Source organism: Marinimicrobium hydrolyticum (assembly GCF_030848505.1).
Taxonomy (GTDB): Bacteria; Pseudomonadota; Gammaproteobacteria; order Pseudomonadales; family Cellvibrionaceae; genus JAVDDU01.
The window spans coordinates 223,571-241,853 of the sequence record NZ_JAVDDU010000003.1 but is presented as its reverse complement, the minus strand read 5'-3'; the positions used below and the strand labels follow the sequence as shown (position 1 = coordinate 241,853).

14 protein-coding genes are annotated in these 18,283 nt (G+C 56.3%); 6 read left to right on the top strand and 8 right to left on the bottom strand.

The features are described from left to right. Nucleotides 1–19 precede the first annotated feature (19 nt). Together mpl and RBH33_RS07195 are read right to left on the bottom strand one after the other, a co-directional pair. On the bottom strand, nucleotides 20–1,390 hold the full coding sequence (mpl, locus tag RBH33_RS07200; RefSeq protein ID WP_306731480.1) for a UDP-N-acetylmuramate:L-alanyl-gamma-D-glutamyl-meso-diaminopimelate ligase: 1,371 nt from the start codon (nucleotides 1,388–1,390) through the stop codon (nucleotides 20–22). 223 nt (nucleotides 1,391–1,613) lie between these two features. Then, nucleotides 1,614–2,690: a hypothetical protein gene (locus RBH33_RS07195; protein WP_306731479.1), complete on the bottom strand. Its 1,077-nt coding sequence runs from the start codon at nucleotides 2,688–2,690 to the stop codon at nucleotides 1,614–1,616. A gap of 302 nt (nucleotides 2,691–2,992) precedes the next feature. Here RBH33_RS07195 and serB point away from each other — a divergent pair, with 302 nt between their 5' ends. Then, the gene (serB, locus tag RBH33_RS07190; protein ID WP_306731478.1) at nucleotides 2,993–4,210 is read left to right on the top strand and encodes a phosphoserine phosphatase SerB; all 1,218 of its coding nucleotides are present in this window, start codon (nucleotides 2,993–2,995) and stop codon (nucleotides 4,208–4,210) included. Between the two features lie 59 nt (nucleotides 4,211–4,269). Here serB and RBH33_RS07185 read toward each other — a convergent pair whose 3' ends face one another. The 3 genes from RBH33_RS07185 to epmB all read right to left on the bottom strand — a co-directional run bounded on the left by RBH33_RS07185 (nucleotide 4,270) and on the right by epmB (nucleotide 9,465). After that, a complete protein-coding gene (locus RBH33_RS07185) occupies nucleotides 4,270–6,366 on the bottom strand; it encodes an EAL domain-containing response regulator (RefSeq protein WP_306731477.1) in 2,097 nt (698 codons plus the stop codon). 208 nt (nucleotides 6,367–6,574) lie between these two features. Beyond that, on the bottom strand, nucleotides 6,575–8,374 hold the full coding sequence (locus RBH33_RS07180; RefSeq protein ID WP_306731476.1) for a hypothetical protein: 1,800 nt from the start codon (nucleotides 8,372–8,374) through the stop codon (nucleotides 6,575–6,577). Between the two features lie 83 nt (nucleotides 8,375–8,457). After that, nucleotides 8,458–9,465, bottom strand: coding sequence for an EF-P beta-lysylation protein EpmB (epmB, locus tag RBH33_RS07175; RefSeq protein ID WP_306731475.1), 1,008 nt, complete (start codon nucleotides 9,463–9,465; stop codon nucleotides 8,458–8,460). 36 nt (nucleotides 9,466–9,501) lie between these two features. Between epmB and efp the strand changes: the two genes are divergently transcribed. The 5 genes from efp (at nucleotide 9,502) to RBH33_RS07150 (ending at nucleotide 12,929) form a co-directional block, all read left to right on the top strand. Beyond that, nucleotides 9,502–10,074, top strand: a complete 573-nt coding sequence (gene efp, locus RBH33_RS07170; RefSeq protein WP_306731474.1) for an elongation factor P — start codon at nucleotides 9,502–9,504, stop codon at nucleotides 10,072–10,074. 8 nt (nucleotides 10,075–10,082) lie between these two features. Then, a complete protein-coding gene (gene epmA / locus RBH33_RS07165) occupies nucleotides 10,083–11,024 on the top strand; it encodes an EF-P lysine aminoacylase EpmA (RefSeq protein WP_306731473.1) in 942 nt (313 codons plus the stop codon). A gap of 67 nt (nucleotides 11,025–11,091) precedes the next feature. Further along, entirely contained in the window at nucleotides 11,092–11,826 is a 735-nt protein-coding gene (locus RBH33_RS07160; RefSeq protein WP_306731472.1) for a sulfite exporter TauE/SafE family protein, read from the top strand. A 153-nt stretch (nucleotides 11,827–11,979) separates the two neighbouring features. Continuing rightward, the gene (locus RBH33_RS07155) at nucleotides 11,980–12,441 is read left to right on the top strand and encodes a host attachment protein (RefSeq protein WP_306731471.1); all 462 of its coding nucleotides are present in this window, start codon (nucleotides 11,980–11,982) and stop codon (nucleotides 12,439–12,441) included. Between the two features lie 65 nt (nucleotides 12,442–12,506). Continuing rightward, on the top strand, nucleotides 12,507–12,929 hold the full coding sequence (locus tag RBH33_RS07150; protein WP_306731470.1) for an OsmC family protein: 423 nt from the start codon (nucleotides 12,507–12,509) through the stop codon (nucleotides 12,927–12,929). A 107-nt stretch (nucleotides 12,930–13,036) separates the two neighbouring features. Here RBH33_RS07150 and ftsH read toward each other — a convergent pair whose 3' ends face one another. The 3 genes from ftsH to RBH33_RS07135 all read right to left on the bottom strand — a co-directional run bounded on the left by ftsH (nucleotide 13,037) and on the right by RBH33_RS07135 (nucleotide 17,736). Next, complete coding sequence (ftsH, locus tag RBH33_RS07145; protein ID WP_306731469.1) at nucleotides 13,037–15,043, bottom strand: ATP-dependent zinc metalloprotease FtsH; 2,007 nt, start codon at nucleotides 15,041–15,043, stop codon at nucleotides 13,037–13,039. Nucleotides 15,044–15,167: 124 nt separating this feature from the next. Next, complete coding sequence (locus RBH33_RS07140; RefSeq protein ID WP_306731468.1) at nucleotides 15,168–16,973, bottom strand: DUF885 domain-containing protein; 1,806 nt, start codon at nucleotides 16,971–16,973, stop codon at nucleotides 15,168–15,170. 19 nt (nucleotides 16,974–16,992) lie between these two features. Beyond that, the gene (locus RBH33_RS07135) at nucleotides 16,993–17,736 is read right to left on the bottom strand and encodes a polysaccharide lyase family 20 protein (RefSeq protein ID WP_306731467.1); all 744 of its coding nucleotides are present in this window, start codon (nucleotides 17,734–17,736) and stop codon (nucleotides 16,993–16,995) included. Between the last annotated feature and the right edge of the window lie 547 nt (nucleotides 17,737–18,283).

Here is an 18,283-nt window from a genome sequence, read left to right as displayed (position 1 = left end):
ATCTTCTCCGGTTTGGGTATTAAAGCGCGTGTTTGCGCATTTGCTCGATCAATTTCTGGTGCAGCCCATCAAAACCGCCATTGCTCATAATGACCAGATGACTGTTAGGCTCTGACAAAGTCAGTGTGGCGTGAATCAGCTCGTCCAGGCTGTGCATCAACTTGGCGGGGACTGGGCTTTGGGCGACGGTGTCTTCCATATCCCAATCCGCCCCCGGCGGCTGATACCAAAAGACCGCGTCCGCGTCGGCACAGGCGTTATTGAGCCGGTCCCGGTGTACGCCCATGCGCATGGTGTTGGAGCGGGGCTCAATCAAGGCGATGATTTTATCCGTGCCCACTTTGGCGCGCAGGCCCGCCAAGGTGGTCTGAATGGCGGTGGGGTGGTGGGCGAAGTCGTCGTACACTTTCACGCTATGAATGTCCGCCAAACACTCCATGCGCCGCTTAACGCCCGCAAACTGCGACAGCGCTTGGCCACTGACCTCTGGGCTGACGCCCACATGCCGAGCGGCCAGCACGGCCGCTAGACCATTGAGTACGTTGTGCACACCGGTGTGCGCCCAATCCACTTGACCCACACTTTGCCCGTTGTGCAACAGCTCGAAACGACTGCCGTCGGCATTTACGAGCCGTGCTTGCCAGGGGGCGGGGGTATCGCTTAGGGCGAATTCTTCTCGGGGTGTCCAGCAACCCATGTCGAGAGTGTCTTCGATGGCTGGCTCTGCGGCGGGACTGATGATCAGTCCTTCACTGGGGACTGTGCGCACCAAGTGATGAAACTGACGCTGGATGGCGGCTAGGTCCGGGAAAATATCCGCGTGGTCGAATTCCAGGTTGTTCACTATCAGGGTGCGCGGGCGGTAGTGAACGAACTTGGAGCGCTTATCAAAAAAGGCGCTGTCGTATTCGTCGGCTTCCACGACGAAGAACGGTGTCTCCCCTAAACGCGCCGATTGAGGAAAATTCTGGGTGACGCCGCCGATCAAAAAACCCGGCGCCATGCCAGCGTATTCCAAAATCCACGCGAGCATGCTGGCGGTGGTGGTTTTGCCATGGGTGCCCGCGACGGCGAGTACCCATTTGCCGGGCAGCACCTGTTCGCGCAGCCATTCCGGACCGGAGGTATAGGCCAGCCCTTCATTCAGTAGGTATTCCACAGCGGGGTTACCGCGACTTAACGCATTGCCCACAATCACTAGGTCGGGGGCAGGTTGCAGGTGTGTCGGGTCATAGCCGGACATCAATTCGATGCCCGCGTCGGCCAGCTGGGTGCTCATGGGCGGGTACACGTTGGCGTCACTGCCGGTGACTTTGTGGCCCAGCTCGCGAGCCAGCAGCGCCAGGCTGCCCATAAAAGTACCGCAAATTCCGAGAATATGAAGGTGCATGCCAGTCTCTTTTGCTTGTGTAAAGTGGCTTCTGTAGTCTGGAAAGGATAGCCTGCGTTTCGAGACACGCTGTGGATACGTCCCTGTACGCTCCGCGTCGGCTTCCTGCCTCCGAGGGTCTCGAAACGCAGGCTATCCTTTCCTCCCGCCCCCCGCGCAGTCTCGAAACACTGAGATATCTTCCTTCGCTTCAAAGACTCAATTTCCCGGCATCGTACCCGGGCTAGGCGCTCGCCAGCCCCACTAAGTGCTGCAGCTGATTTTGCTGTTTGTGCAACAGTGCCTTGTAAGGGGGCTGGATGTCCAACAGACGGCCGGAGTCGAGATCGAGTTGTAAGTGTTGCAATAAGTCGTCATCAACTAAATCGGGGGCGAGAAAGATTCCAGTGGTTTGTTGGGCACCGTCGCCCAGTTGGGCTACCAATTCCTGAACCAGACTCGCGTCGTCATCTTCGGGCAGAGGGTAAATATGTGCGCCCAGGCGTAATTTGGGGCCCGGATTGGTGGAAGATAATTCGCTTAGCAGCCAGGCGCTACACAAGGCTCGCAAACTACAGTCACTGATGTCGTGACCTTCGAAATCAATAAGTAGCCAATTTTGGGACAGCGCGTGGCGCTTTCCGCCGTATAGTGCGAGCACTCCCTGAAGTTGTTCCTCCAGGCGCTCCACCAATTGAGAAAAACTCTCCAGGTTTAACTGTCGATGCAGCAGGGGCAGGTTGCGGATCTCCAGTGCCAGGCGCAGGGTGACGGGGTCTCCCAAAGGCTCCTCGGGTAGTGGTTCTTCGGTATCTTCCTCTGCAGCAACGCGAAATTTGCCTAGGGCATCCGGTGCCCAGGGCGCTGCCATGGCCAAAAGGACGGCCAGGGACCAGAGCCAAAAAAACTGTCGGTCTTGCGCGGTGGCGGCGGGAGGCTCCATGGCGATGCGTAAGTAGCCGCCGATGTTGTTGTGTAGGGCGATGGGCGCGCTGTGGCTCAGTGCTTCTTCCGGTGAAGAACCGCTCTGCACCAGGAGTCTGTGCTCCACGTCGTGAATCGTGGCCCCAGAGACGGACGGGTGTCGGGTTAACTCCTGCAGAATAACCTGCAAGCTGATCAAATCCTGGTTCAGCGTTGGGTTGACGGCCTGCCGCGCCGCGCTGTTGGCCAGGGATTGGCCAAAATGCGCCAAGTGGAGCTCCTGGTTACGCTGGCTGTGATGCCAATAGAGCAGGCCGGCCACCAACCCCAGAACGGCGATTACCGCACTGCAGAAGGGAAGGAGCGGGCGCGAGGCCAGGCGTTGCAAAAGGGGCATGGGACGTCCATTGTTGTTGGCGAAGAGAACCGTCGGATTTAGCAGTCTATTCTAGCAGGCTGTTGAAAAACTATCTGCGTGGCCGCTGCGGCGTTAAAAACGGGCTCAAAATGCTCATTTATTGCACATAAACTCCGCTTTTTCGCCTATTTTTGCCTTGCATCGCCTGCCTCGAAAACGTTTTTCAACAGCCTGCTAGCGTAAATAGCCCTGCCCATGCAGGAGGCGGTATAATGCCGCGGTTTTTGTTTGCCATCCGCGCGCCGGGCGTCTCCGGCGGTGCTTCGACCAAGTGAGCCTGTGTGAAAGACATTCTATTGATCAATGTGTTCGGCGACGACAAGCCCGGCGTGACCTCGGCCATCACCGGTCTGCTGGCCAAGTACGATGCGAGCATCCTGGATATTGGCCAGGCCGTTATCCACGATAATTTGGCGCTGGGCATGTTGGTGGCACTGGACGGAAGCCAGATTGCCGGCGACGCCCTCCAGGAGGAAATCCGGCAGCGCTTGGCTGGCCTGGAAGTGCAGGTGCGTTTTGAGGCCATCAGCCGGGAGCGCTATCAAAGCTGGGTGGACCAGCAAGGTAAGCCACGGCACATAGTGACCTTGTTGTCGCGTCAGGTAAGCGCAGAACAAATAGCGCAGCTGACCGCCATTACGGTTAAGCACGATTTGAACATTGATCACATCAACCGCCTGTCCGGGCGAGTACCCCTGGAATCAATGGGCGAGCGCAGCAACGCGTGCGTGGAATTTTCCGTGCGCGGTATTCCAGAAGACGCCAGCGTTTTGCGCGCCGACTTTATGGAGTTGTCCACGCGCTTGGAAGTGGACATCGCTTTTCAGAAAGACACCATTTATCGTCGCAATCGGCGCCTGGTGTGTTTCGATATGGATTCCACGCTGATTGAAGCCGAGGTGATCGACGAGTTGGCTAAAGCGGCTGGTGTTGGCGATCAAGTGGTGGCCATCACTGAAGCGGCCATGCGCGGAGAACTGGACTTTAAACAGAGCTTTGCTCAGCGCCTGGCGCTGTTGCAGGGGCTGGATGAATCGGTGCTGGAGGACATAGCCCGCAATCTTCGTTTGACCGAAGGCGCGGAAAAATTGATTACCGCGCTAAAAAGGCTCGGTTACAAAACCGCTATTTTGTCCGGCGGCTTCGAATACTTTGGGCGTTTTCTCCAGCAGCGTTTGGGTATTGATTATGTGTACGCCAATCAGCTTGATATTGAAGACGGGAAGGTCACCGGTCGCGTGGCTGGGCCGGTGGTGGATGGCGAGCGCAAGGCGCAGTTGCTGGCCATGCTGGCGGAGCAGGAAGGCATAGCGTTGGAGCAGGTTATCGCCGTAGGTGATGGCGCCAACGATCTGCCGATGCTAAACGTCGCGGGTCTGGGCATTGCCTTCCGGGCCAAACCCTTGGTGAAGGCGTCCGCCGAGCACTCCATTTCCACCTTGGGGTTAGATGCTATTTTGTACCTATTGGGCTTACGGGATCGCGACAGCCTGCCCTAGCGAGTTAGCCGAAGCGCAAAAAAATCGTAGTAGTAAAACGCTCGAGTGATGGAAACCGTTTAGGTTTCCATATTGAAGTCGTAGCTCATGGAGGCGCTGGGTTCTTGCAAGTAGTAACCCTGAATGTAATGTACGCCCGCCTGCCATAGGGTGGCCAGTACGCTGGCATTTTCCACGAAAGGTACGATAGTGGTGACGTTTTCGGCGTGCAAATCTTTGATGAGATTAATCAGTGTCTCGGGTTTCTCGTTGTTATCCTGAATATCCTGCGTGAAGGAGCCGTCCACTTTCACGAAGCTCAGTTCCACATGTTTAAACACATTGAATGGGTTGAGCGAGCAACCAAACCCGCTGATGGCCATTTTGGTTTTAAGGCCTTTCAAGCTTTGGGCAAACGCCTTGGCGGCATTCAAGTGGTTGGTAATGTCCACTTCATTGGCTTGGAATACGATGCTGTCGCTGGATAATTTGGCCGCTTTAAACGCGACGCCCAACCAGGGCGGCAGGGACTCATCGCAGAGCGACTCACGGCTCAAGTTGACGATAAGTTTGGTTTTGTTGCCTTTCTCCCGGTGCTGGGACAGCATTTTGATGGATTCCAGGATCACCCAGCGATCAATTTTCCCGCCCACGCCCATTTTGTTGGCGGTTTCCAGAAATTCTTTTGGGGATACTTCTTCGTCTTGGTCATTGAGCATGCGCAGCAGTACTTCGTAGTACTCTTCCTCTGAACCGCGCAGGCTGATGATCGGTTGGAACAGCAGGCGGAAGCGGTCGGAATCCAGGGCGTGCTGTACTTCAGAGGCAATGTCGCGCTCTTGCTTTTCGTCCTCGGTCATTTCCGGTTCGTACAGCCGGGCGGCATTTCCGCCGTGCTCGGCGCGCGCCTTTTCCATAGCGTTCACGGCCTGATCAATGGCCGCTTCAGCGCTGGTGGTGGTGTCATTGATTAGCGACAGGCCGATGCTGGCGGTTATCTGTAATGTCTTGCCGTCGACATCGACAATATGGTCTTCGATGACCTTACACAGCTTTTCCGCTCTAAGGACGGCGGCATCGGCTTTGATGTTGTGCATCAGAAGTGTAAACGTGCTGTCTCCGAAACGCGCCAGCAGATCCCCTTCTTGAGCTTGTGCGCGCAGTAGGGCCGCCAAGTCCACCAGTGCCATATCCGCACCAGCCACGCCAAAACTGGCTTGCACCTGTTCGGCGTAATTATCCATGTCAATGTACACCAGGCTGGATTCGTGCCCGTCGCCGGGTTCGGCGTCCACCAGTTTTTCCAGCCTGTCCACCAGGTACTGGCGGTTGTACAGGCCAGTGGCCAGATCCTGCCACTTTATTTCCTTAATCTGCGCGACCAACTCCTCGCTTTGTTCCGCCGCTTGGTTGGCTCGGGCGAGAAATTGAATGCAGGGCTCTTCATCAAAAGTCGCTCGGGCGACTTCCAAACTTATAGGCGTCGTGCCGCCACCGTGTTTGACGCCGGTAAATTCCAGCTTGGTGCTTTCAGCCTCTTCACCCTTGAGGGTAAAGTCCTTCAAAAAGTTCTTTAGGCTCTTCTGATCTTTTTCGTCCACCATGTCCATGATGGGCAGGCAGTCGATATCGTCACGATCGGCGTAGCCGAACAATTCCGCGAAGGATTCGTTGGCATAAAGGTAGAGGCCGTCCTGGACATAGGCAATGGCATCCCGTGAACTGTCCAGTAAGTGCTGGCTGCGGCGCTCTGCTTCGCGAAAACGTCGTTCTGCCAGGCGCCGTAACTGGCGCTGCTCTCGGTTTTGGAGCTCTCGTTGGATGGCCAGAAGTAGGTGTTGATCCTGGTCCAGGGGAATAACATCACAGGCGCCGATCTTGAGGCCATCGACCACTGCAGCGCCAGTCTCGTCGTCGGTGAGCAGAAGAACGGGTACGTCGCGGTTAAGTCGGCGGATCTGTTTGACCGCCGTAGCGGGAGTGACGTTGCTGGTTTGGTCGTGGCCGATTAGCAGGTCCCACGCCTGTTCCTGGAGTAGCTTGGCGAGCACTTCCTCACTGGTGACATGCTGGGCCCGGTTGGGGCGTCCCGCGTTGTGTAGCATGCTGATCAGCCGTTCGGCCTCCGTGCGCGAATCGTTTAATATCAGCAGACGAACAGTCTCATTGGCATCCATAACAGCGTATTTGCACTCTTTGCTACAGGTTTGGGGGCGGTGAACGGCAGCGCATTGGTTATTGACGTTGGGCGCTGCGTTCCAGGCGCCGCCGATACCGTTGAATCAACCCTGTATCGGCAGGGGGTTGCGGTGTCGAATGCCACTATCTTAACTCATTCGCTATTAGCCTCAATGCAATTTGTTGCATTTCGTGCCACTTTAAGCCTTAGAAATCATCCGAAGGCCTTCGGCGAGTGGGACTGCCCTCTAACTCTCGGAACTCAAACTGGCTGATGGCGCCCGTGGAGAACCGCCGCCTGGTCAGCTGAAGAGTCCGCTCCGGTCGGGTCCGCTCGTTGTCCAGGCCCTCTGTGGGCTGAAAAAGCCGCACTTTACTGTATTCGTGAAAGGATACGGCGTTCATGATCAAGGTGGCGGGCTGGCCGATGGCTTTCATCGGTGGCACCTGCAGGGCACGCATGAATTCCGACTCCTCTCCGGACTTTTGAATGACCGCCGCCGCCAAAGGCTGGGCTTGCGGCGCCAGTATTTGCAGCCCGAGAAGCGTGGCATTGCGAGTCTGTTGCATCCAACGCACCACCGCCAGGCTCCATTTGTGCCGCCCTTCTTCTCGAATTCCCAGCAACTCACCGGCTTTTACTTGGGAGGGAATCTGCTCGCGCCACTCCAGGCAATAACCGCCCAGACTGGTGTCGACGATGGGAATGGCATAAATGGGGTGTTTCCCCTGGTACACCTCTTTATGCCGTTGTTTGATACTGCGTTCTATATTGATACTCGGTAAGTTGTTCCCGGCCAGGCGCGTTTTACCTACATCGAATGCGCTGTCCCAGGGGTCGTCCCCGTCCTCGGCCTCGAGCAAGGCGGAGCGCCGCTCGGCAAACGGACTCTTGTCATTGCCGTACACGCCGCTTTCCTGGTTTAAAAACTGCTTGAAAGGCACCTGTCCAGCGAGCTGGAAGTGTAGGTTCGACAGACCTACAGTCAGTTCCACCTGACCTCGTCTTGATTGACGCTCGAAACTGCGCTGACTGACAGTGTTCCAGGAGCGGATCAAATGTTCGTTAAGTGGTGGCAGGAGCCCGTATCGGTTGCGATCGGAGCGGCCACTCGCAGGTTTTTCAGCGCTGAGCGCGGCCACAAGTTGGCTGCAGTCGATTTCCCGAATGTTGTGTACGCCCTCGGGCAGTCGCGATTTGTAGACGGGCGGCTGATTGCCCTCCAGCGCGACGGCATAGAGGCCGTCTTTCTGCCCCCGGTTGTAATTCATCAGCCGCGCCATGGGCGCCAGCTCTTCGAGTGCTCTATAAGTGGTGGTGATTTCTTCCTGGCGCAGCTGGTTGGGATGCGCGCACTCCAGTAGCAGCAGACGCATATAGGTCAGCTCAACGGTGTTCAGGCCCGCGTGGTGGGGCAGCGGATCCTCTACAAGGTGCTGGTGAAGTTGTGTCTCTTCCGCCAAGGCGTATAGCGCGTGCAGTTCGTTCCACAGCTGCGCTGGTCGGGGGGTATAGAGTTGGTAGCTGCGCAGCAACAATACCCCTAAACCGGTAACGCTGCGGTGAATGGCCAACGCCCATAGGTCCAATCCCTCGGTGCTGGTTTTGCGCTTGTGGGCAAAATCTGACACCGCCACCAAGTAGGCGTTACTGAGGTGTTTTTGCAGGGCTTGAGCAACGGTGGCGGCCTTTCGGGCCGGCTCAGGCAAAATCACGGGTTGATTCAGAAACTGGTGAGACAAGCCCTCAATGGCATGCTGCACAGCGGGGCGCAGAACTTCCAGCATTTCCATGCGCGTTTCGGGAGCCGTTTTCAGTCGCGCCACTTCAGGCAGGGCTTGGTACAGCATGCTGCACACATAGCTGGTGCGCGTCATGGGCAGTTCCTGAACCCAGTCGCGCACGGCCCCGGCCTTGTTACTTGCGCAGAAACTCAGCTCATCCAAGTCACGCTCGGGTAACTTGATGCGTTCCAGCCATTGATTCAGTTTCGTCTCATCCATCATTAATGAGCAACTCGGTGCTTGTGGGTTATCAGAGACTATAGCGAATTTTGGCTAACGTCGCAGAGTCTAGGGAGCGAGGCTCCCTAGACTACCGGGGTCTTGCTGTGGGCACCAGGAACTTCCCGAACCAGCTTGGGCACCAGATAGCCGGGCAGGGTATCCCGCAGCCCCTGGTGTAATTCGAGGGCGCGGGACACGGGGAGGTCAAAGTGCTGAGCACCGGTGACTTTATCCAAAAGATGCAGGTAATAGGGTAGTACGCCGCAGGCGAATAGGCGCTCACTGAGCTCATGAAGCGCTGCCAAGGAGTCGTTGACGCCCTTCAGCAGTACAGTTTGGTTGAGCAAAGTGATACCCGCGGCACGCACCCGCCCTAAAGCCTCGGCCAAGTGCGCATCGATTTCGTTGGCGTGGTTGCTGTGGATGACCAGGCTGGTATCCAGTCGGTGGTTGGTCATCCAGCTCAGGCATTCGTCATCAATCCGACTGGGGATGACCACTGGCAGGCGGGAGTGGATGCGCAAACGGCGCACATGCGCAATGGCCTCGACGGCTTGAGTTAGCCACGTCAGGTGTCGATCCGGGGCGCTGAGTGGATCGCCACCGCTGTAGATGACTTCAGTAATGCTGGAATCGGCGGCGATATAGTCCAGTGCACGCTGCCAGGCCGCGCGCCCGGGGTTGTTGTCCTGATAGGGGAAGTGACGCCGAAAGCAATAGCGGCAGTTGATCGCGCAGCTGCCGGAAACGATCAGCAGTACGCGGCCCGGGTATTTGTGGATAAGGCCGGGCACGGGATTGGTGCTTTTCTCCTGCAACGGGTCGGCGCTGTACCCCGGCGCCGCCAACAGTTCATCACCCAGCGGCAGCACCTGGCGCAACAGAGGGTCGTGGGCGTCACCCTTACGAATGCGCATGGCGTAGGGCCTGGGGACTCGCAAGGCAAAATCCCCTGCGGCGGCCAGCGCCGATGGCAACAATGCCGGATCCAGTTCCAGCAGTTCAATTAATTCAGCGGGGGAGCGAATCAGGTCGGTCAATTCATTTTGCCAGCGTGGGCCCTGCCATGTGTCTGCGGTTCGATGTATCATGGGCGCCTTTTGAAGCTTCTATTATCGTGAGGGTATATGGCCACCTATTCTATCAATGATTTCCGGGTCGGGTTGAAAGTCATGCTGGACGGAGATCCGTGCAACATCGTAGAGAACGAGCTGGTCAAGCCCGGTAAGGGGCAGGCGTTCAATCGGGTCAAATTGCGCAACCTGAAAACCGGACGGGTCTGGGAGCGTACATTCCGCGGCAGCGAACACTTGGAAGGCGCTGATGTGACCGACCAAACCATGGAATTTCTCTACAGTGACGGCGAGTTTTGGCACTTTATGGACCCCGACACCTTTGAGCAGCATCCCGCGGACAAAAACGCGGTAGGCGACACGGCAAAGTGGATCAAGGAGCAGGATAAGTGCATCGTCACCCTGTTCAATGGCGCGCCTTTGGCCGTTACTCCACCCAATCACGTAGAACTGGAAGTGGTGGAAACCGATCCTGGTTTGAAAGGTGACACAGCGCAGGGCGGCACCAAGCCCGCCACTCTGAGCACCGGCGCGGTGGTAAAAGTACCTTTGTTTATGAATGTGGGTGAAATCGTACGCGTAGACACCCGCACCGGTGAGTATCTGGGCCGCGCCTCCAAAGATTAGGCCGACTTATGACTTGGCGCCCCTCTGCCTCCTTGGACTCTTTGCGCGCCCGTGCACAGTTGTATCAACAGGTACGGGCGTTCTTTGCTCAACGGCGAGTGCTGGAGATCGAGGCGCCCGTTGTGGGCGCCGCAGCGGTGACTGACCCTTATATCGACTCGATTTCCGTTGTGAGTGGGAGCAGAACTTGCTACCTGCAAACCTCCCCGGAATTTGCCATGAAGCGCCTGCTCGCCGCCGGCAGCGGAGCGATTTACTCGCTGGGTAAAGTCTTTCGCAACGGTGAAAAGGGCCGCCGTCACAATCCTGAATTTACCCTGTTGGAGTGGTATCGCCCCGGCTTTGATGACCATCAGCTGATGGCTGAAGTGGCGCAGTTGTTGGAGCATGTGCTTCCCGGTTTGCCCGTGCAGAAAATTTCCTATCGGGACTGGTTCAAGTCTCTGCATCTGGACCCGCATACGGCCAGTGTGCCTGAGCTGGAAGTGGTGGCGCGGCAGTGGATTGAAACGGGTATTGAGTCTGACGACCGCAACCTGTGGCTCGATTTGTTAGTGACTCATGTGCTTGAGCCCAAGCTCGATTCGGGTCTGGTTTTTGTGTACGACTACCCGGCCGGTCAGGCCGCTCTCGCTCGCATTACTCCAGACGCTTCGGGGCAGCCAGTGGCGCGACGATTTGAAGCCTTTCTCAATGGCATGGAGTTGGCCAACGGGTATTGGGAGTTGACCGATGCCAGCGAGCAGGCCGAACGCTTCGAAGCCGATTTGGCCCGCCGCAGCCTGGAAAATCTACCCGTCTATCCCAGTGATCAGAAGTTACTGCAAGCCCTGGAGTACGGCTTGCCCGACAGCGCCGGTGTGGCTTTAGGAGTCGATCGACTGTTGATGTGTATTACCGGGGCAGGCACCATCGGTGAAGTCATTGCCTTCGATTTTGAGGCGCTTTGACGCGACACCACCGCATTCACGCCCTAGGGTGATAAAATTTCACCCTTAAACTGACGCAAGGACCCTCGTGTCTGACCTTAGCCTGTTACAAATTCTTTTAGCCAATCTGGCCCTGCTGGCAGGCGCCTGCCTGCAAGGCGTGGCGGGCTATGGTATCGGGACATTGGCGGCTCCCTTGATCTTTTTGATCAGTCCCGCGTTTCTCCCCGGTGTGATGATTATCAACGCCGTTCTGTTAAATGTATTGATGTTGGTGCGTAACCGCGCCAGCTTGAGCTTTCGGCCCGTTCGCTACGCTATTGGCGGCAACATTGTCGGCACCGTATTGGCCGGTTTTACCCTAACACTGCTCACCGAGCAGGGCTTTGCGCTGGCGTTTGGCGCTTTGATACTTTTAGCCGTGGCTCTCAGCGTTGTCGGGTATCGCCCGCACCTGTCGGATCGCAACAGTCTCTTCGCCGGGGGCGCGTCCGGGTACATGGGCACCATAACCGCCGTTGGTGGGCCACCTATGGGTTTGATTTATCAAAACGAGACCGGCCCCCGGGTGCGCGCAAACTTAGCCGCGTTTTTTCTTTTCGGAAGCTGCGCCAGTATTGTGGTCCTCGCGCCAGCGGGTTATATCGGTGTGTCGGAAATGAAACTGGTGGCGGTTACCTTTCCTGGGGTGTTGATCGGTTTTTGGTTGTCCGGATTGGTCGTGCACCGTCTCCCGTTCGGCGCTTTTCGCCCCATCGTTCTTGGTGTAGCAGCCGTGGCCGGTTGTGCCGCTCTGCTCAGAGGCATTTTCGCCTACGCATAATCTCAAGATCTCTTGCCGGATTGGTTGTTGGCCAATCAAATTACGCTTGTCGGCTTTAAGACGCTTTGTTAGTGTGAAAGACGGCTCCCGTTTTTTTGCACCGGCTAGTCAGTCAAATGTCTTTTCTGGTGCCCCTTTCATGAGGAGACGTCTATGACCAATACCCATTTCACCATGCCCAAAGTTCAGATTCTGGTGGCCAACGCTGGCCAGGCCCGCTTTTTCAGTGTCGATAGCCCCACGGGGGATTTGCACGAATTGGGTGTGGATATAAATCCCGAAGCACGCATGCGCGGAGAGGATTTAGTGAGCGATCGCCCGGGCCGATTTCAGGACCGGAGCGTGAACGGCCGGAGTGCGGCGGAAGAGCCGACCGATCCAAAGGACGTCAGCATTCAGCGCTTTGCACGGCAGTTGGCTCAAAAGTTGGATCTTGAGCGAACCCAGGGCCGGTTGGAACGTCTATATCTGGTGGCATCGCCGCCGTTTTTGGGCGAGCTGAGGAAACATTTGAATGGCAACCTGAAACCCCTGATTGCTGATGAAATTGCCAAAGATTTTGGGCATATGGCGGCACGGGATTTACGCAAGCATCTGCCCGAACGATTAAAGTGAAGCCAGCGCCAACCGGGTTTCCGGGGACGCGCGGCAAGCGTGGAACAAAACCCTAAGGAGGATGTATGCAACGCAACGCAAGTGCTCATTGGGAAGGTGGCGTCAAAGGTCATGGTGAAATTTCTACCGCCAGTGGTGCGCTGGACAGCCGCCAGTACTCATTCGATACCCGCTTTCAAGATGCTCAGGGAACCAACCCTGAAGAGTTGATTGGTGCAGCTCACGCCGGTTGTTTTTCCATGGCGCTGGCCAAAATCCTCGATGAAGACGGCCATCACGCTGATCGCATCGACACGAAAGCGGGCGTAGAGTTGGAAAAGACGGGGGATGGCTTCGGCGTAACCCGGATCCACTTAAACTGCACGGCGGAAGTGCCGGGACTCGACAATGTGCGTTTCGAGGACGCGGCGACTAAAGCCAAGGAAAATTGTCCTATCTCCCAATTGTTGAAGGCGGACATCAGTCTGGAAGCACGATTGGTAGGGTAAGAGACACGGCAGAAACGGAACCGTTTAGTTTCGTTTCTGCCGTTCCGGCGTTTCCCCATTTTTTCATGTTTCTTTCAAAGTAATACATCTCCCCCCCTTGCCTGTTTTTAGTGTCTTTTCTCTCGGCGGGAGGTTTCTCTTTCGTGCCTTCCGTTACCGCTTCGGGAATGTGGGGGTGTTTCTCTTCGGGCATCACTCTCGGCTTTCTGTTCGCGAAGGTTTTTTCCCAGTAGGTCATCGACTCGGGCGGCGTCCAACGTTTCCTCTTCCAGCAGGGTTTCCGCCAGCAGTGATAATTTGTCCCGGTTTTCGGTTAGACAGCGCTCAACGTCTGCCTCAATACCGGTGATCAACCGATGCACCTCCGCGTCAACTCGTTCCAGCGTCGCTTCGCTGAAGTCCCGATCCCGCGCGATTTCCCGCCCAAGAAACACCTCTTCCTGGCTGGAGCTGCAGGAAACGGGTCCGACGGCTTCACTCATTCCCCAGCGGGACACCATGCGTCGGGCTAATTTTGTGGCTTGCTCTATATCGCTCTCGGCGCCACTGCTGACTTCGTGGAAAATTAACTTCTCGGCCATTCTCCCGCCGAGCATAACCGCGATTCGATCACGCGCATAGCTGGCCGACATATTCAGGCGGTCTTCGTCCTGAGCCTGCTCCGTGGCACCGAGGGCTTGGCCACGGGGAATAATAGTGACTTTTTCCAAGGGGTCCGCTTTGGGAAACAGTAAGGCCGTTAGCGCGTGACCTGATTCGTGATAGGCAATCACCCGTTTTTCCGCTGGCCCCATATTTTGTTCACGTTCGGCCCCCATCAGAATCTTATCCCGGGCGCGGTCGAAGTGATCCATATTGACTTGATCGGCGTTCTCGCGCCCGGCCAGCAGCGCCGCTTCGTTGACCAGATTTTCCAGGTCCGCACCAGAGAAGCCTACGGTACGCCGAGCGATAGCCGCGAGATCCACGTCCTCGTTCAGAGGAACTTTACGCACATGCACTTGTAGGATTTTTTCCCGCGCCTCCCGGTGAGGGCGGTCCAATATTACCTTGCGATCAAAGCGTCCAGGCCTCATCAGTGCCGGGTCCAGTACGTCCGGCCGGTTTGTGGCAGCGATCACGACAACTGTCTCGTGGGGTGAAAAGCCGTCCATTTCGGACAGAATTTGATTGAGCGTTTGTTCACGCTCATCGTGACCACCACCCACCCCGGTGCCTCTGGAGCGGCCAATGGCATCGAGCTCATCGATAAAAATGATGGCCGGCGCTTCCTTGCGCGCCTGCTCAAACATATCCCGAACACGAGAGGCGCCGACGCCCACGAACATTTCAATAAACTCCGAGCCGGAGATAGAAAAGAAAGGTACTTTGGCTTCGCCAGCCACAGCTCTGGCCATTATTGTTTTCCCAGTACCTGGAGGCCCCACCATGAGCAAACCGCGCGGTAGTTTGGCACCCAGGCGGCGGTAGTAGCTTGGGTCGCGGAGGTATTCCACAATTTCCCACAGGTCCTGTTTGGCGTTTTCGGCGCCGGCAATATCCTCAAATGTCTTGGAGGGTTGGTCGGCTCGAAAACGCTTGGCTTTGGAGCGTCCAAAACTGAACATGCCGCCGGATTGGTCGCCACCGCCCATTTGTTTTTGCATGCGCTGGGCGAAATAGAAGATCAGCAGCAGAAGAATTAGCCAGGGTAAAAAACCGATCAGCAGTCCGGCCCAAAGGTCTCCGCCGGTTTCCTCTGCGCTGATGTGTACATTGTGCTCCTCAAGAAGGTTCAGCAGGGTGCTGTCCGCGAACTCGGGAATATGACTGTAGAACGCTTGGGTTTGAGCCTGACCGTCGGCGTTAAAGGTCACTAGTTCGCCCCGGACTTGGTGACCTTCAAGTGTGACTTCCTGTACTTGGCCAGCGGTGACACTGTTTTTGAATTCGGTAAAGGACAGTTGCTCGGCATCACCGGGAGACAACCACTGAAAGAGCAGGAAGAATACAAACCCCAATAAGATAATATTTACATAGCGCAGCCATTGAGGGGGCTGCCGACGGGCGTCAGGCAGGGGCCCAAGATTCTGGTCGCCCTGCGACGGTTTTTTGGGAGGGACTTCGTCAGCCATGACACAACTCTCCTTGCTGCGAAAGCACGCGTCTTACTACTGTACGCCTTCCGAGGGTCTCAAAGCTCAGGGCTTCCTTTACGTTCTGCCCGATAGTATGTGGAGCTGGACCCCCGAGGCATGGTTAGGGTGAGTCTTGCAGGCTTTCCTGTTGCGCAACCCAGGCGTGTACCTCTTCTTCCAAAATGGTCAGAGGTACCGCGCCGCCGCCCAAAACCAAGTCGTGAAAGGCGCGCACATCAAACTGTTCACCCAGCGATTCTTGCGCGTAAGCGCGCAATTCCAGAATTTTGTTCATGCCCACTTTGTAAGAGGTCGCTTGCGCCGGCATCACGATGTAGCGTTCCACTTCGCGCACCGCGTCTGGCCGCCCCATAGGTGTCTGTCCCACAAAGTAATCGATGGCCTGCTCCCGCGTCCAGCGTTTGGCGTGAATGCCCGTATCCACCACCAGACGCACAGCGCGCCATAACTCCATGCCTAGGCGCCCGAAATCGGAATAGGGGTCCTCGTAAAAGCCCAACTCCTTGGGAATCAGTTCAGCGTACAGGCCCCAGCCCTCACTGTAGGCGGTGTAGGAACTGTGCCGACGAAAGCTGGGTAAATTGTCCATTTCCTGGGCGATGGCAATTTGCATGTGGTGGCCGGGTAGGGCCTCGTGATAAGTGAGCGCTTCCATCTGATACTTGGGTAAGTTCTGCATGTCATACAAGTTAATGTAATAGATGCCTGGGCGGGAGCCGTCCTGTGCAGGCCCTTGATAAAATGCTTTACCAGCAGACTGAGCTCTGAATGCTTCGACGGGGCGCACAATTAAATCCGCCTTGGGCAGGCGCCCAAAAAGCTCGGGCAACCGCTCTTCCATGGCGTCAATGAGTTCTTGGGTCTGCTGGAGAAAGGCCTCGCGGCCCGCCTCTGTATCAGGAAAGTAGAACTTGGGATGCTCGCGAAGGTAGCGAAAAAAATCATGCAGATCGCCCTCAAACCCCACTTCTTTCTTTAAGCCGCGCATCTCCTGTTGAATGCGCTTTACCTCGGCGACCCCAAGCTCATGAATTTCCTTGGCGGACATTTCAGTGGTGGTCATACGCTCCAATGCGTTGGCATAGTAGGCGTCGCCCTCGGGCAGTTTCCAGGCGCCGGCTTTGTCATCGGCTTGCTTTTCCAAGTCTTCCAGCGCACTGATTAACGCTTGGTAGCCCGGTTGCACCGAGTCCTTGAGGGCACTTTTCGCTTCTGTTAACAGTTGGTCCCGTGCTTCATCAGTCAAATCCAAATTGGCCAACTTCGCGCGGATGTCGGCCAGCAACGGGCTGTCTTCGGCGTCCTGCTGAAAGGGCGCGCCAGAAATTATGTTGCGGCTGTCGTCGATGACGTACGGATAAACAAAGTTCGGAGCCAAAATGCCTTTTTCCGCGCGTCGTTCGAGATTGGCGATCAGCTGTTGCATCAGCGGTGCCACGGATTGCAGGCGCGTAATATAAGCACGCGCATCTTCCGGCGTGTCGATGCGATGGTTATTCATGAGGAAGGATGGAATGCGTGCATGCAGACCAAACATTTGATTGACGGGGTAGTTATGATCGCGCCATTGGTAGGCATCAATACCCCGCTGTAACTGATATTCGAATAAGCGGTAGCTGAGTTGGTTGTCTGGGTTCAGCTGCGCGACGTCCAACTGTCGCAAGCGATCAAGTTGATCGATGCGCAGTTGCTGTGCGCGCTGATCCTGCGCTGGACTAATATCGTCCCATTGGTCGTACTGGGTTTTGCGCCCCAAATAGGTTTGGTACATGGGGCTGAGGGCGACCTGCTCTTCAAAGAACTGCTCGAACAATTCGCGGGCTTCGGCGTCCTTGGCATGAGCTTGAGACGCCGCGAATATTAAGGTTAAAGCTAGCAAGGTGTAACGCTGTATCTTTAAGAACATGGTGCCCTCGTGGTTCAGATTATGGACAGCTAACAGATTCGCTGGGCTTCACGTCCGCCAGCACCGCTTCAAGAGAGTGGCCGTGGCGTGCGTTGTCCACCAATATGGTTTCCGGAGTTGGCTGTTGGTTACGCAAAATCCCTATTTGGACAAACATCGGGTCTTCGGCGTTCGCTAGAGTTTGAAAATACTCGCGGCCTTTGGGTTCTCCGTCCAACCAAACGTCCACAAAGCCTTTCTCGGGATCGGTTGACCAGTGGATGTGCATGGCGACATCGCGCCAAACCCCAGCGCTGGCGAAGTCAGTTTCTTCCCAAAACGGCTCGGGCGCGCGGCTGGCTTGAAAGCCGAAGGTGGAGCCAACAATATTGAAACGAAAGATCTGCTGCCAGCTTTGATCCGATTCCCAGTAGCCCAGCTCGTGGCGACTTTCAGTCAGTGTTTCCGGCAGGTAAAAACTCCAGCCAAAGTAGGTGTCTTCGCCCTCGCGGGTGTATTCAGCGTCCGGTTGGTATTTGAATTCTGTGCGGTTGAGATCCTCACGGCCGTTCCAGAGAAATTCCTCATCCCCGGTGATGGTGACTTTGCCCGCCCAATCCCCGCGATAGGTGCATTTATCCTGGACGCTGAGCCCCTGGGCATGGATCAGGTTGTCCCACTGGGACAGATCTCCGGTGCTAAAGTCACCCCGCCATACCATGTCGTCGGCTTGGGTGGCGGCGGCGAGCGTGAGGGCGAGACTTAACGTGAGTGAACGATACATACAGTTTTCCCTTTGCTTGTTTTATTGTGTCAGAAGTTCCGGGCGTCAGCCTACCAAACCGCCCGAACGGTCGCACCCACTTTTGTACGTTGGTGGCCCAAGGTGCCCTGGGCCTGACCTGCGAATTAAGGGAGGGCGTTTTGATCGAGTGCTACGAGTGGGGTAGGTACTCCCGGACACGCCGTGAACCCATCCATGGGGGCTTGACGCCGACTTCCTGTCGGCGACAGTCCGGGAGTACCTACCCCACTCTCCGCTGTGCCACTTCGAAAGGCTCGGGAAATAAGGAAGTTGGATAGGCTTAGTGGCACCCAAGCGTCCCGCAAGGGTTTGGGGAGCTGCCTCCGGGACCCTTTGCAGCATGGATGCTGCAACGGAGCCTACATGGATGTATCAACGGCGTGTCCCGGAGGCAGATCGCCAAACCCTATCCACCGCCAGAAAAGAGCTCTTAGCCCTCGGACCAAAACCCTCGACGAAAACACTACTTCGACGAGCCAGGGGGAATAAGGCGCAGAAACTGAACAGTGGCGCCCAGGCCCGGCCA

Bases quoted from the DNA above. Each gene is read 5' to 3' on its own strand.
- mpl (WP_306731480.1), bottom strand. From the start codon at position 1,390: ATGCACCTTCATATTCTCGGAATTTGCGGTACTTTTATGGGCAGCCTG.
- RBH33_RS07195 (WP_306731479.1), bottom strand. From the start codon at position 2,690: ATGCCCCTTTTGCAACGCCTGGCCTCGCGCCCGCTCCTTCCCTTCTGC.
- RBH33_RS07185 (WP_306731477.1), bottom strand. From the start codon at position 6,366: ATGGATGCCAATGAGACTGTTCGTCTGCTGATATTAAACGATTCGCGC.
- RBH33_RS07180 (WP_306731476.1), bottom strand. From the start codon at position 8,374: ATGATGGATGAGACGAAACTGAATCAATGGCTGGAACGCATCAAGTTA.
- epmB (WP_306731475.1), bottom strand. From the start codon at position 9,465: ATGATACATCGAACCGCAGACACATGGCAGGGCCCACGCTGGCAAAAT.
- efp (WP_306731474.1), top strand. From the start codon at position 9,502: ATGGCCACCTATTCTATCAATGATTTCCGGGTCGGGTTGAAAGTCATG.
- epmA (WP_306731473.1), top strand. From the start codon at position 10,083: ATGACTTGGCGCCCCTCTGCCTCCTTGGACTCTTTGCGCGCCCGTGCA.
- RBH33_RS07155 (WP_306731471.1), top strand. From the start codon at position 11,980: ATGACCAATACCCATTTCACCATGCCCAAAGTTCAGATTCTGGTGGCC.
- RBH33_RS07150 (WP_306731470.1), top strand. From the start codon at position 12,507: ATGCAACGCAACGCAAGTGCTCATTGGGAAGGTGGCGTCAAAGGTCAT.
- ftsH (WP_306731469.1), bottom strand. From the start codon at position 15,043: ATGGCTGACGAAGTCCCTCCCAAAAAACCGTCGCAGGGCGACCAGAAT.
- RBH33_RS07140 (WP_306731468.1), bottom strand. From the start codon at position 16,973: ATGTTCTTAAAGATACAGCGTTACACCTTGCTAGCTTTAACCTTAATA.
- RBH33_RS07135 (WP_306731467.1), bottom strand. From the start codon at position 17,736: ATGTATCGTTCACTCACGTTAAGTCTCGCCCTCACGCTCGCCGCCGCC.